Annotated in this window: 13 protein-coding genes; 9 read left to right on the top strand and 4 right to left on the bottom strand. The window is 41.6% G+C overall.

Annotation, left to right across the window (positions count from 1 at the left end):
* The first annotated feature begins 72 nt into the window (after positions 1–72).
* Positions 73–1,107 (top strand): dipeptide epimerase, encoded by a 1,035-nt coding sequence (locus HDF25_RS08920; RefSeq protein WP_184624398.1) that lies wholly within the window; start codon positions 73–75, stop codon positions 1,105–1,107.
* On the opposite strand, the gene HDF25_RS08915 is transcribed toward HDF25_RS08920, so the two are convergent.
* Positions 1,088–1,318 (bottom strand): DUF6358 family protein, encoded by a 231-nt coding sequence (locus HDF25_RS08915; RefSeq protein WP_184624397.1) that lies wholly within the window; start codon positions 1,316–1,318, stop codon positions 1,088–1,090. The two genes, HDF25_RS08920 and HDF25_RS08915, sit on opposite strands and share 20 nt — an antisense overlap.
* Position 1,319: 1 nt before the next feature.
* Complete coding sequence (locus HDF25_RS08910; RefSeq protein ID WP_184624396.1) at positions 1,320–1,637, bottom strand: rhodanese-like domain-containing protein; 318 nt, start codon at positions 1,635–1,637, stop codon at positions 1,320–1,322.
* A gap of 181 nt (positions 1,638–1,818) precedes the next feature.
* Between HDF25_RS08910 and HDF25_RS08905 the strand changes: the two genes are divergently transcribed.
* Both HDF25_RS08905 and HDF25_RS08900 read left to right on the top strand, forming a co-directional pair.
* Positions 1,819–2,904 carry a DUF4407 domain-containing protein gene (locus HDF25_RS08905; protein ID WP_184624395.1) on the top strand — a complete coding sequence of 362 codons (1,086 nt, stop codon included), beginning with the start codon at positions 1,819–1,821 and terminating at the stop codon, positions 2,902–2,904.
* A 154-nt stretch (positions 2,905–3,058) separates the two neighbouring features.
* Entirely contained in the window at positions 3,059–4,372 is a 1,314-nt protein-coding gene (locus HDF25_RS08900) for a M20/M25/M40 family metallo-hydrolase (protein ID WP_184624394.1), read from the top strand.
* Here the strand turns inward: HDF25_RS08900 and HDF25_RS08895 are convergent.
* Both HDF25_RS08895 and HDF25_RS08890 read right to left on the bottom strand, forming a co-directional pair.
* Positions 4,369–4,878, bottom strand: a complete 510-nt coding sequence (locus tag HDF25_RS08895; protein WP_184624393.1) for a GNAT family N-acetyltransferase — start codon at positions 4,876–4,878, stop codon at positions 4,369–4,371. The genes HDF25_RS08900 and HDF25_RS08895 overlap by 4 nt on opposite strands.
* A complete protein-coding gene (locus HDF25_RS08890; RefSeq protein ID WP_184624392.1) occupies positions 4,875–5,438 on the bottom strand; it encodes a thiamine pyrophosphokinase in 564 nt (187 codons plus the stop codon). The genes HDF25_RS08895 and HDF25_RS08890 overlap by 4 nt, the downstream gene beginning before the upstream one ends.
* Positions 5,439–5,650: 212 nt before the next feature.
* Between HDF25_RS08890 and HDF25_RS08885 the strand changes: the two genes are divergently transcribed.
* From HDF25_RS08885 to HDF25_RS08860, 6 genes are all read left to right on the top strand, one after another.
* A complete protein-coding gene (locus HDF25_RS08885) occupies positions 5,651–6,760 on the top strand; it encodes a sensor histidine kinase (protein ID WP_184624391.1) in 1,110 nt (369 codons plus the stop codon).
* A gap of 6 nt (positions 6,761–6,766) precedes the next feature.
* Positions 6,767–7,522 carry a LytR/AlgR family response regulator transcription factor gene (locus HDF25_RS08880; RefSeq protein ID WP_184624390.1) on the top strand — a complete coding sequence of 252 codons (756 nt, stop codon included), beginning with the start codon at positions 6,767–6,769 and terminating at the stop codon, positions 7,520–7,522.
* A gap of 118 nt (positions 7,523–7,640) precedes the next feature.
* Entirely contained in the window at positions 7,641–8,810 is a 1,170-nt protein-coding gene (locus HDF25_RS08875; protein WP_184624389.1) for an efflux RND transporter periplasmic adaptor subunit, read from the top strand.
* A gap of 51 nt (positions 8,811–8,861) precedes the next feature.
* Complete coding sequence (locus HDF25_RS08870) at positions 8,862–12,002, top strand: efflux RND transporter permease subunit (protein WP_184624388.1); 3,141 nt, start codon at positions 8,862–8,864, stop codon at positions 12,000–12,002.
* A gap of 10 nt (positions 12,003–12,012) precedes the next feature.
* Positions 12,013–13,425 (top strand): efflux transporter outer membrane subunit, encoded by a 1,413-nt coding sequence (locus HDF25_RS08865; protein WP_184624387.1) that lies wholly within the window; start codon positions 12,013–12,015, stop codon positions 13,423–13,425.
* Between the two features lie 105 nt (positions 13,426–13,530).
* Positions 13,531–14,376 (top strand): YitT family protein, encoded by an 846-nt coding sequence (locus HDF25_RS08860; protein ID WP_184624386.1) that lies wholly within the window; start codon positions 13,531–13,533, stop codon positions 14,374–14,376.
* Positions 14,377–14,394: the final 18 nt, after the last annotated feature.

Below are 14,394 nucleotides of genomic sequence, written 5' to 3'. Positions count from 1 at the left end.
AGGGATATTATTTTTACATTCGGTGAGACGCCCATTTTTTAACTTTGATATTACTAAAAGCCAGAAAACCTTATGCAGGCAGCTTATATTTCTTTCGACCTCGAACTTAAACACCCTTTTTCGATATCCGGATTCACCCGGACAAGTACACCCATCCTGCTGCTAAAGCTAGTTTGTGAAAACCAGGAAGGGTATGGCGAAGCTTCTATGGTTCCTTACCTTGGCGAGAGTTACAATTCGGCAGTTTCCTTTCTTCAAAAGGTAGACTGGAACAGGTTCAGCTATCCTTTTAACTTCCCGGAAATTATCAGTTACCTGGATAGCATCGATTCTGGTAATCCTGCAGTAAAAGCAGCCATTGACATTGCATTGAATGACATCCAGGGAAAAATGCTGCAAAAGCCTTGTCATGTTATCTATCAGGCCGATCCGGCAAAAATGCCTGTGACCTCTTATACCATAGGTATCGATAAACCGGAAATCATCAGGGAAAAAGTTGCAGGCGCCCGGGATTTCAAAGTCCTGAAAGTCAAATTAGGGTCTGGTAATGACCGGGAGCTGATCAACACGATCAGAAGTGTTAGCAATTTACCGCTCTATGTAGATGCCAATCAGGGCTGGACAGACCGGAAAATGGCTATAGACCTGATTTACTGGCTGCATGACCAGGGTGTACTACTCATTGAACAGCCCATGGCCAAAACAAATAAAGAAGGTAATGCCTGGTTAACAGCCCGCAGCCCGATTCCAATTCTGGCTGACGAAGCTGTGCAAAGACTGGCTGATATTGACAATCTGAAAGGTGCTTATCATGGAATTAATATCAAACTAATGAAAAGCGGTGGAATGTATGAGGCTCATCAGATGATCTTAAAGGCACGCTCTTATGGAATGAAGGTAATGATTGGTTGTATGAGTGAAACCTCAGTTGCAACACTTGCGGGACTGGCTTTAGCACCATTATGTGACTGGGTAGATCTGGATGGTCCTTTTCTGACCAGGAACAATCCCTTTGATCAGCCGGAGTTTAAAGATGGCCGGTATGTGTTAAATGACCTCCCAGGTTTAGGCCTGAAAGGTCTTTCAACTAATTTGTTTCGTCCTTGACAGCGGGTGTTTTCAGACTATTTTCTTTTTCTTTAATCCCTGATCTTACTTCTTTGACGATGTTGATCTTCAGGTAAAGGAAAAATATACTTGTAGCTATCAGTAAAGCGACAACAGGATAGTTCGCATTCTGGAAAGCCCATTTAAGACCAATCACAGAAACAACTATTCCTAAAGTATAAAATGTATTTAAAGCAATTTTCTTCTTCATCTTAGTAAACAGGCATAGTCGGGTCAAAAGCAGCCTGCCAAGCCAGAATACCGCCTTTTAAATTGTATAGATTGGTGAAGCCATGAAGCTGCTCTAACTGCATTACGGCTGCTGCACTGCGTTTTCCGCTTCTGCATTGCATAATTACAGGTTTATCTGTAGCAATTTTATCTACTTCGATCAGGATTCCTCCCAAAGGGATATTCTCTCCATTAAGATTTGAGGTCTCATATTCGAAAGTTTCTCTCACGTCAATCAATTGAAAGTCTTCCTTATTATCTATCTTTTGTTTCAGTTCTTCTACGCTGATTTCTTTCATCTTTATTCCATTTAAAAGAGCGGGATACCGCCCGTACATAAAAGTCAAAGATAAAGTTTATCAACCATTTAAATGCAAAACGCAGGTCAAAATTTAAATGGCACAGTGGTTTTACATCCTGTGTTGTAACAACTAAGAATACCGGGCGTTTAATAGTATTCTTTATTAACTTTGATTCATCATGGATGCTTTGTCACGTTTCTTCTGGTTTTGTTCTGGTATACACCAGCCTACATTAGAGAAGCACCCTACCGAACACAATAAATATGTCGGTATTGGCGCAACTATCTTTTTCACTGGTCTTTTCGCCGCATTATCCGGCGGATATGCAATGTATTTTGTCTTTAAAGGTGATACTGCAGCTGTAGTATTTGCTATCTTTTTTGGTTTACTCTGGGGACTGGCCATTTTTAATATGGACCGCTACATTGTATCCAGTATCAATAAAAACTCTTCTTCTACCAAACAGATTTTACAAGCCACGCCCCGGATTTTGCTGGCCATTATGATCGGCATGGTGATTTCCCGCCCCTTAGAACTCAAGATCTTTGATAAAGAGATTAAAGAACGGCTAAAGGTGAGTTACCTGAATAATCAGCGCTCAAAAATTGACACCCTCAACAAGGCTTTTAATAATAAGTATACGATAGAACTTAACAAACTGAAAGAGTTTAAAACAAAAAGGGATTCGCTGGAAAGCGGGATCAAAACTGATCGTCAGAAACTTAATTTTGAGGTCTTTGGAACTAAAACAACGGAGACTTCGGGCGTGATGGGTTATGGCCCATATGCCAAAAGAAAAGAAGAAGAGCTCAGACAAAGACAGCAGAACCTGGATTCACTGAACTCAGAAGTCAGCAGAATGGATAGATTTGTAGACGGAAGAAAACAGTTTGACGGTTTATTAGCCGAAAGGCTCTATACGGGGAAACAACTGGACAGCCTGACTAGTATTGCTGGTTTCGCTGACCGTAACTGGGCCCTGGGCCAGCTGAGCTTTAATACAGATGGCACCAGGGACACGACAACGGCATTAGCTGTTACATTTATCGGTTTGTTATTCATTTTCTTTGAATGCCTTCCTGTATTTGTAAAAATGATGAGTTCCAGAGGACCCTATGATATATCCGTAGAAAATCTGGAAACGAGCCAGGTACACACTTCGGAAAAAGACAGGGACTTTGAAATAGAAGTGACTGATGGCGTACATGACACGCGGGTAGCGACAGCGATCCGGAAACAAAAAGATAAACTAAATAGCGAATGATGAATCCGACATGATTAAAATAATCATTAAGCATGCAGGGCAATGATTATTTTAATCATCAAAGGAACCATCTGACAAATGAAAAACAATAAACCGAGCTTGCGAGCTCATTGATACACATAAAAACATCAATACTAATCAATAATATAAACAGATGAAATATTTTTATTACCCCTTAATTTTACTTTTTATTGCGAGAACGGCATCTGCACAGGACATCAATAAAATTATTACCAAAGATTATGTAGATAACCTGATCAAAACCCTGAGTAGTGATGACATGCAGGGCCGTGCGACATTCAGTCCGGGAATTGATAAAGCTGCAACATTCATTGAATCAGAGTTTAAAAAAATAGGTTTGCAACCCCTTACCGGTGCGAAAGGTTATAGACAATCGTTTTACAAATACCAGTTTAAGCCCGTATCGGCCGAAGTATCTGTTAATGGCAAAACTATTCCTGCTGCGGATATCGCAGTTTTAGGCAATGCCTCAGAAAGCACGAGTTTCAACAATACCACAGGTGATGGCTGGGCTAAACTTGATCCTTCAAAACCGTTCAGAGAGCAATACAGAGCATTGGCTCGCAGCAAACAGCGCAAGCTGGTACTTGTAGATCCGAAATTCACTACTGAGCTGAACCAGTTAAAAGGTTATTTAGCACAGGGAGCTGTCCTGGACGAAAAAGACACGCAACAGAAAGATCCATCTGCCATTGTCTTTGTACTTTCTGCAGACACTACTGTAACTGACTTTAACGTCTCTTTAAAAAGCAGCCTGCATAAATTGCCTTTGTTTAATGTAGCCGGAATTATCCCTGGAAAATCGAAAGCTAAAGAATTGGTTATTTTCTCTGGACACTATGACCACCTGGGCATTATTCACTCCGCAGATCAGGACAGCATTGCCAATGGTGCGGATGATGACGCTTCTGGTACAACGGCCATGATCGCCCTGGCGAAATATTATAAAAAAGCGAACAACAACGAGCGTACACTGATATTTGTAGCTTTTACAGCTGAAGAAATCGGCGGTTTTGGTGCAAGATATTTCTCGCAGCAGCTTAATCCTGATGATGTCGTAGCAATGTTTAACATCGAGATGATTGGTAAAGAAAGCAAATTTGGCAAAAACACGGCCTTCATCACTGGTTATGATAAATCAGATTTCGGAAAGATCCTGCAAAAAAACCTGGAAGGAACTGCCTTTACGTTTCATCCTGATCCTTATCTGCAACAGAACTTGTTCTACAGAAGTGACAATGCTACACTGGCTGCATTAGGGGTACCTGCACATACCATCAGTACAGACCAGATAGATATTGATAAACTATACCATACCGTAAAAGATGAATACAGTACACTGGATACTGAAAATATACTTGCTACAATCAGGGCAATTGCTAAAAGTGCTATTACCATTGTGAAAGGCACAGACACACCAACAAGAATACCTAAATTAAATAACTAGGCAGGATCTTGTGGCGCTAAAGCCAGTGCCATTACATAATCATTCATAAAGAAACCGTTGCCAATTTCAATGTCAACGGTTTCTTTGATTTTGAACCCTGCCTTTTCATAAAAATCCTTTGCCTTATTATACCGGTTTACATTTAATTCGAGGCTTTTTGCCCCCGCCTCAATGGCTTTGTTCCGTACTTCATTGATCAGTAGTTTTCCCAGTCCTTTTCCGTGGGCCTCTGGCAATACATAGAGTTTGTGCAGTTTAATTACACTATCGTGGTCACCAATTGAGTAGGAAGCAAATGCCAGGTCTTTACCTTCTTCCTGGGCAATTAAAAAAGTATGCCCGTCTATCAGCTGCTGTCTCAATGCGAAAATATTATAAAACTTATCCAGCATAAAGTCAACCTGCTCCTGACCAATCAGAGGTGTATAAGTAGGGCCATAAGTTATAGTCCCTATCTGTTGAATAACCGGTAAATCTTCTTCTTTCGCTTTTCTTAAAGTAATCATATCTTCTCTGTTAAAAACACGTATTCGGTCGTAAAGCTGAATTCTACAAATCCATCTTTTACCACTTCAAACTCTCTTTCTCCTTTTTGCATCAGGTTAGTCGCCTCAAAATAAGAAATGACATCTATCAGAAATATACTTCCCGCTGGCTTCCAGACATTAAACCCTGTTTTAATAGCGTATGATTTTTCTGTTGCAGAAAAAAGTACAATATTAATTTTCGGAAGATAAAATGAAAGATCAGTCAGGGATTTCTGGTCATCAATTATGTTCACAGCAGGATATTTCTCTGCAATCAGGAAATTGAATACGGTATTATATTCATCACCAGGACCTATGATAGACTTCGTATTTTCCTGCGGGGCTAATCCATCTACAGTATTTACAATAACATCTACTTTTAGCCCCAGGCTGAGAACTTTCTCGTAAATGGCACTATTGACAATTAACGTAGGGCTCCATTCCAGGATCTGACCGAGGTATTCTTCATCAAAAGAACCCAGATTATGAATGTACAAGGCAGGCTCCTGCTTTTCTCTAACTATATGATGCGACGACATCCTGCTAATATATTAATGATTAGCCGAAAGCCATAAAACATTCATCTGCTTTTACTGTTAAATTATAGAAGTATGCTACCCGGATTTTTAGTTGAGCCATTCAAAAGACTGCTTCAGCTACAGAAATATGACATTCATTCAATTAATTTTCCCCTTCTTCTGTATTTGGCTGTAAATTTACCGGCTCTTAGTTTGGGATAAACCATGATGATATGGCCAATAGTGAAAAAATAGTTAGCGAGCGTGCCTTTTACCGGAATTTCAGGTTTTTTATCTTACCTGTTGTCTTTCTTTGTTTTTATATTTTCATCTACCTGCTCAATCCTTTCGATCCTTTCTGGAAGGTTTATTTTGATCAGAACATATATGCCTTATTGGTAGAATGGCTGGGTGTAATGGTCATCTGTTTGCTCGTTACCGAGTCAAGTTTACTCATTGCCAGATTGCTTGACCGTCATATTCCATGGCTGGAAGCACCGACACTCCGTTTTTTCTGCCAGTTCTTTTTACAGATCTTAAGTGCAGGTATTATCATTAGTCTGCTACTTTATATCGATCATCTTATTCATCCGGAATACACCTATCATACAGACAATGATAAAGCACAGGGCTGGCAGGTATTCCTGGTCAGTATCATTATCAGTACGCTGATCAGTGCCATTTATACCGGTGATTTCTTTCTCCGGAAATGGAAAATTTCGATGCTTGAAACCTCTGCGCTGGAGCTCAAAACCTATGAACTGAACCAGGTGGCCATGCAAGCCGAGCTACAATCGCTTAAAGCCCAGCTCGACCCGCATTTCATGTTCAATAACTTCAGTACATTATCGAGTCTGATCATTGAAAACCCAGATCTGGCACGTCTTTTCCTGGATAATCTTTCGAAGGTTTACCGGTATATGATCATCAATCTTAGCAAGGATGTCATTTCTCTGAAGGAAGAAATCAAATTTATCCATTCTTATATCTATCTGATCAAAATACGGGTATCGGATAATCTTCAGATTAATATAGATATACCTGAAGACTACGAACAGAAGGGTGTACCGCCTATTACTTTGCAATTGCTGATAGAAAACGCAATTAAACACAATATTGCTTCGCGTTCCCGCCCTTTGTATATCGACATCCATATCAATGAAGCGGGCTATCTGGAAGTATCCAATAACCTCCAGCTGGTAAATTTTCATATCCCTTCTACCAGGGTTGGACTGAAAAATATTATCAGCCGTTACAAACTTTTGTCGGATGCCAGTCCTCAGATCACAGAAAATGAAACAACCTTCACTGTTCAATTACCTTTATTGCAAATCACTGAATAATAATATATGAATGTACTGATCATAGAAGATGAAAAACTGAATGCTTTGCGTCTGCAAAAGTTACTGCTTGAAATCGATACGCAGCTGACTGTAATCGCCATCCTGGATACTATTGCCGATAGTGTACAATGGCTGCGTTCTCATCCTTTTCCAGATCTTATACTCATGGATGTACGGCTGGCGGACGGCATCTGCTTTGAAATATTCAGCAAAATTGAAATCACCAGTCCGGTTATTTTCACTACGGCCTATGATGAATATGCCCTCCGTGCTTTTAAGGTAAACAGCATAGATTATTTGCTGAAGCCAGTAGACATTGATGAATTAAGAGGCAGTCTTTCCAAATTTAAACAACAGGTACAAAAAATATCCCCGGGAACTATTGAGGAAGTCGTAGCGATCATTAAAAAACAAAGCCCCAATTACCGCTCCCGCTTTCTGATCCCTTACAGGGATGGTTATAAAACGATTATGGTCAACGACATAGCCTATTTCTACTATGAAAATAAAATGACCTATATTGTGATGCGGGATGCCAGAGAACAGGCTGTTTCCTACGCCATGGATGAACTGGAAGAACAACTCGATCCGGCAGTATTCTTCAGGGTAAACAGACAATACCTGATCAGTATCAGAAGCCTGGAAAGCATCCATAATTATTTTAACGGCAAATTAAAATTGCTGCTCAATCCCCCCGCAACAGCTGATATCCATATCAGTAAAGAAAAAGCTGGCCAGTTTAAAAAATGGATTGACAGCTGATTCAAGTCGGCTGAAAGTCGTTTCATCTGCCAATAATTCGTACTCAGCAACTTCTCTCCTCTGTTTATGTGTCATTAGTCCTAAAATTGCATCGTTGAAATTTTATCTAATTACACCCATGAGAGTTCAAAACAAATCTCGTCTGCTACGGAAATCCGGCTTTTCATTCTGTACTGCCTTATTCTTATTTGCTACCCTGTCCAGCTGTAGTTCAGCTGATCAAAATGCGGATGCAGCAGCTGCCCCCCCAACCATTCCTGTGATGACACTGGCTGAAAGGACCGCCACAACTACTAAAGATTATACCAGTACACTGGAAGGAAAAGTAAACGTTGAAATAAGGCCTCAGGTAGATGGCTATCTCGACAAGGTTTATATTGATGAAGGGGCTTATGTTCAGGCGGGTACTCTCTTATTTAAAATCAAAGATCAACCTTATCAGCAGCAACTGAATAATGCCCTCGCGGTAATGCATGCTGCTGAAGCAACATTAGGTAATACGCAGCTGGAGATTGATAAAGTTATCCCGCTGGTTAAAAGTAATGTGGTATCAGGTATCCAATTAAAAACGGTTCAGGCAGCACACCAGGTAGCAAAAGCCAATCTTGAGCAGGCGAAAGCCGCTGTAGCCTCTGCTCGTATTAATATCGGTTTTACTACGATCAAAGCACCAGTAAGTGGTTTTATCGGAAGAATTCCAAGACGTCTGGGAAGTTTAGTTGGCCGAAATGACCAGCAGCCTCTGACTGTACTTTCGGATGTACACGAAATTTATGCCTATTTCTCTATGAGTGAAAATGATTTCATCAATTTCAAAGCGCAATACTCAGGTAAAACGCTGACAGAGAAAATAAAACAGATCCCGCCGGTTTCATTACTGCTCGCAGACAATACGGTCTATACACAAAAAGGACGGATCAATATGGTTGACGGACAATTCGATAAAAACACCGGATCAATTATGTTAAGAGCAGCATTTCCGAATGCAGATGGTTTGCTGCGTGCCGGCAATACAGGGAAAATCAGAATAAACCAGGTTCATGAAGCCTCGATTCTGATCCCGCAGTCGGCAACAATGGAATTGCAGAATAAGGTTTTTGTCTACAAACTGGCTGATAGTAATAAACTGAGCAGAACAGGAATTGAAATTACCGGTAAAAGCGGCAAGGACTATATCATACAAACCGGGCTGAAAGTTGGAGACAGAATTGTCCTTACCGGACTGGACCGTTTGCAGGAGGGAATGAAAATCAACCCGGGACCAGCATCTGCCACCGCCAAAAAATAATCATAACATCAACCGGAGAATTCATTCCCGGTATCATAATACGATGACCTCATGTTTAAGAAATTTATAGAAAGACCCGTATTGGCTACGGTTATATCCATTTTATTGTTAATACTTGGTATCCTGAGTATGACAAAACTCCCGGTTACCCAGTTTCCGGATATTGCACCACCAAGTGTATTTGTCACTGCGGTTTATCCGGGTGCAAACGCTGAAACCGTGGCACGTACAGTAGCACCGTCCATAGAAGACGCGATTAACGGCGTGGAGAACATGACCTATATCAAGTCAACCTCGAGCAATGATGGTTCACTCAGTACACAGGTATATTTTAAATTGGGAACAGATCCGGATCAGGCAGCAGTAAATGTTCAGAACAGGGTCTCTCAGGCTATCAGTCAGCTACCTGCTGAGGTGGTCCAGATTGGTGTAACTACACAGAAGCAGCAGAACAGTATGATTATGTTTATGTCAATCTATGACGACAGTAAAAAATATGACGCTGCATTTATTGAGAATTTTGCTAAAATTAATGTCATTCCTGTAATCAAAAGGATCTCTGGTATTGGTAATGTAACCGTTTTTGGAAATAAGGATTACGCGATGCGGATCTGGCTCAATCCTGAACAAATGGCCGCTTATGGTTTGAGTCCGCAGGAAGTCATGGCTGCCATCCAGGACCAGAACATTGAAGCCGCACCTGGTAAATTCGGAGAAGGCAGTAAAGAATCATTTGAGTATGTACTGAAGTATAAAGGAAAATCCAATCAGCCACTCGAATTTGAAGAAATGATTATCCGCGCTAATGCGGACGGCTCAGTCCTGCGGGTAAAAGATGTAGCTAAAGTGGAATTCGGATCTTATACCTATAGTGGTGATACCTGGGTAGATGGAAAATTCGGTGCAGGAATGGCCATTTATCAAACAGCAGGATCTAATGCAAATAAGGTACAGGAAGAGATCAATGCCACCATGTTGAAGCTCTCGAAAACCTTTCCTAAAGGCCTTAAATATGAAGCTCCTTTTAGTACAAAAGTTCAGCTGGACCAGTCCATCACGCAAGTAATTCATACCCTGATAGAGGCTTTTATACTGGTATTCATCGTTGTATTTATCTTCCTTCAGGATTTCAGATCTACGCTTATTCCTGCGATTGCGGTACCCGTAGCAATTATTGGAACCTTCTTTTTCATGCAGTTATTTGGCTTCTCTATCAACCTGCTAACGCTGTTCGCACTGGTACTGGCTATTGGGATTGTAGTCGATGATGCTATTGTGGTGGTAGAGGCTGTGCATGCCAAGATGGAACACACGCATCTTGCGGCACGTCCGGCGACTTTATCTGCAATGCATGATATAACCGGAGCGGTTATATCTATTACCCTGGTTATGTCAGCGGTATTCCTTCCTGTAGGGTTTATGGAAGGGCCAACGGGGGTTTTCTACAGACAGTTCGCTTTTACACTGGCCATCGCAATTGTAATTTCAGCAGTAAATGCATTGACTCTTAGTCCGGCATTGTGTGCCTTATTTTTAAAGAACAACCATGCTGAAACTGGTCTTGAAGAGAAAAAACCTGGTTTTAGTACCCGGTTTTTTACTGCCTTTAACACTGGTTTTACAGCTATGACCAACAGGTATATCAATAGTATCAAAGTATTAATCCGTTTTAAATGGGCAAGTTTTGGTGCACTGGCTTTATTGTTCGTGGTTACCTTCTGGATGCTGCGTACGACACCTAAAGGCTTTATCCCGGATGAGGATGGCAGCTTTATTGTTTTCTCTTTAGCCATGCCGGCCGGCTCATCGCTGGACAGAACAGGAATCGCTTTAAAAAAAGCAGACAGTGTAATTAAGACTATACCAGCTGCTCAGGGAATCACCAGTATCTCTGGCTTTGACATGTTAAGCAATGCCACAAGCCCATCTTTTGGGGTTGGCTTCGTTAAACTCAAGGACCTGAATAAAAGGGGAGAAGTGAAGAATATCAATGAGATCATTGGTATCATGAACCAGAAACTGTCGACTATCCTGGAAGGAAACATTTTTGTTTTCACCATGCCCACTGTACCTGGTTTTGGTAATGTCAGTGGATTGGAGCTGGTCTTGCAGGACCGTACCGGGGCAAAACTGGATAAGTTCAGCGGGATCGCACAGGGCTTTACCCAGGAGCTGATGAAACGCAAAGAGATCGAAGCTGCCTTTACCACTTTCAGAACTGACTATCCGCAGCTGGAAATGCAGGTTGATGCTGTCAAGGCCAAACAACTAGGGGTAAATATCAAAGATCTGATGGGTGTAATGCAAGCTTATTACGGTAGTATTCAAACTTCCGACTTCAATCGTTTTGGTAAGTATTACCGGGTAGTCGTTCAGGCTAATGTCAATGCCAGAGCGACCCCTGAATCACTTAATGGCATATTTGTAAAGAACACCGGAGGGCAGATGGTCCCGGTAAATACGCTGATCAAACTCAGCCGTGTTTACGGCCCTGAAACCGTGTCCCGTTATAATCTTTTCAATGCAATCAGTATCAATGCTTCTGCTAAAGCAGGATTTAGCTCTGGTGATGCCATTAAAGCCACTGAAGAGGTTGCAGCGAAATATCTTCCGGAGGGTTATAGTTATGAATGGACAGGGATGTCACTGGAAGAAAAAACATCTGGCGGACAAGCCGCTACTGTATTTGGTTTGTGTCTGTTATTCGTCTATTTCCTGCTGGCTGCACAATATGAAAGTTATATTTTACCACTTGCAGTTATCCTCTCTGTTCCGGTAGGTATTCTGGGTGTATTACTGGCTGTTAACCTGGCAGGTCTGGAAAACAATATTTATGTCCAGGTAGCTATGGTCATGCTGATCGGTTTACTGGCAAAAAATGCGATCCTGATTATCGAATATGCAGTGCAACGCCGGAAAGCAGGAATGACATTACTGGAATCGGCATTGGAAGCTTCCAGACTCAGACTTCGTCCGATCATTATGACCTCTCTGGCCTTTGTAGTAGGCTTAATCCCATTGATGGGGGCTGTCGGTCCATCAGCATTAGGTAACCGTTCTATTGGAACAGGGGCCGCAGGCGGCATGGTACTGGGTGTAATCCTGGGTGTGTTTATTATCCCGGTACTGTATGTCGCTTTCCAGTATTTACATGAAATGGTAAGTGGTAAACCGGTTGTAACAGAACAATAAATTTAAACAGATGAAACTCCATAAATATATATACCTGGGGGCTATAACCCTGGCACTATCAGCTTGTAAAACCGGAAAAAACTATGTCCGCCCTCAAGTTCAGCTGCCTGATCAGTTTAACCAGCAGACCTCAAAAAATGCCGGACCGGGTATTGCAAATATTGCTTATAAGGACTTCTTTAAGGAGCCCTTACTAAAACAATTGATAGATAGCGCAGTACGGCACAATTTCGATCTGCAATTTGCGGTTAAAAATATAGAGAGCGCAAAACTAAGTCTTAAACAGGCAAATTTAGGCCAGCTGCCAGATCTTAACCTGCAGGTAAATGCGACGAGTAACAGACCTTCTGATAACAGTATAAACGGCATGAGCACAGCGATGTTCGCCGGGTCAAAACATATAGAAGACTATACCACTGGTTTAGGCTTATCCTGGGAAGCAGATATATGGGGAAAAATAAGACGGCAGAAAGAAGCTGCACTGGGAACTTATCTGCAAACTGAAGCCGCAGCCAGAGCTGTACAAACACAGGTTGTAGCCAACGTAGCACAGGGTTTCTTTAACTTACTGATGTTGGATGCACAGCTGGAAATAGCCCGCCGTAATGTTTTGCTGAATGATAGCACGCTGCTAGTCATTCGTCTGCAGAAAGAGGCAGGACAAGTGAGCCTCCTGGCCGTACAACAGGCAGAAGCACAGCGGCTTCAGGCGGCTTTAATTGTTCCTCAGTTAGAACAATCAATTGCTATTCAGGAAAATGCACTGAGAACACTGGCTGGAGCATTACCCTCAAAAATAGAACGGACGGTTAAATTAAATGCCTTTACTGTACCGGAACATTTAACTACAGGCATACCTTCTTCAATCCTGGGGATAAGACCGGATGTGAGAGCTGCGGAAATGGCAGTAATGGCCGCCAATGCTAAAATGGGCGCCGCGCAGGCGAATATGTATCCTGCATTAACCATTACAGCAAGCGGAGGTATTAATGCTTTTAAAGCGAGCAACTGGTTTAGTATTCCAGGTTCTCTGTTTGGAACAGTAGCTGGTGGCTTAACACAACCCTTATTCCAACGTGGTCAGTTAAAGACACAACTGGAGCTGGCCAGGATAGAAAAAGATAAGTCGGTCATCGAATTTAAACGGTCTGTCCTGAATGCTGTGACTGAGGTGACTGATGCCCTGGTCAAACTGGATAAACTCAAGGAGCAGCGCGAACTGCAGCAAACAAGAGTTCAAACCCTAAAAATGGCAATAAAAAATGCAGACATGCTATTTAAAAATGGGATGGCCAATTATCTGGAGGTAATTACGGCTCAAAGTAACGTACTCCAAAGTGAACTGAACCTGATGGATCTGGACCGTCAGCAGCTTAGTGCGATGGTAGATCTTTACCGTTCTCTTGGAGGCGGTTGGAATTAGTTGGTAAAAACCCGGATTTCTTTTAGATATTTGCAAAATGATATCGTTAGGAGCCTTTTTAACGATCGCTCTGTCTATTTCATCTTCATTATCTAAAAGAATATCATGGCAACTCCTGCGACAAAAGAACATGCAAAAAATATCGCACTGATAATTTTAGGCACCCTTATTTTTGCTTTAGGTATCAATTATTTTGCGATACCGAATAAATTATCTGAAGGTGGTGTAATCGGACTGACCATTGTTGCCTTTTATTACTTTCACTGGTCACCTGGTATTTTAAATCTGATCCTGAATGTCATCCTGATGACTATCGGTTATAAATTACTGGATAAGAGAACAATTATCTACACTGTGTTTGGCATATTTTTCTCCTCTCTTTTTCTCTATTTCACAGAAAACACACATCCACCCCTGACTACCGACCCCTTACTGGCGGCCATATTTGCAGGTTTGTTTGTGGGAGGGGGCATAGGGCTTGTATTTCTTTCGGGAGGTACAACGGGTGGCTCGGCTATTATTGCCCGGCTTTTTCAGAAGCTCTGGGGATGGAAATTAGGCACAGCCATGCTTGTGGTTGATATAGTCGTTATTGGTCTTTCGACTTTTATCATTGGTCCGGAAAAGACAATGTATACGCTGGTTGCTGTTTATATTGGTGCCAGAGTCGTTGATTTTATTGTAGAAGGATTTAATACAAAGAAAGCAGTAACCATTATTTCCAATGAATCGGTTGCTATTGCAGAAAAGATCACCTTAGGAATGGTGAGAGGGGCTACAGTATTACATGGTCATGGTGCATATACCAAAGAGCGTAAAGAGGTTATTTATGTTGTCATCAGCAAACCGGAACTCATCGAATTAAAAACAATGGTCCACGAAACAGATCCTGATGCCTTTGTGGTCATTCACGATGTACATGACGTTTTTGGTAAAGGTTTTACGATTTAACTCTGACAGATAGAATTT

Source organism: Pedobacter cryoconitis, assembly GCF_014207135.1.
Classification (GTDB): Bacteria; Bacteroidota; Bacteroidia; order Sphingobacteriales; family Sphingobacteriaceae; genus Pedobacter; species Pedobacter cryoconitis_D.
Note: the sequence above shows the minus strand (reverse complement) of the source record. Positions and strands in the feature narration are given on the sequence as shown.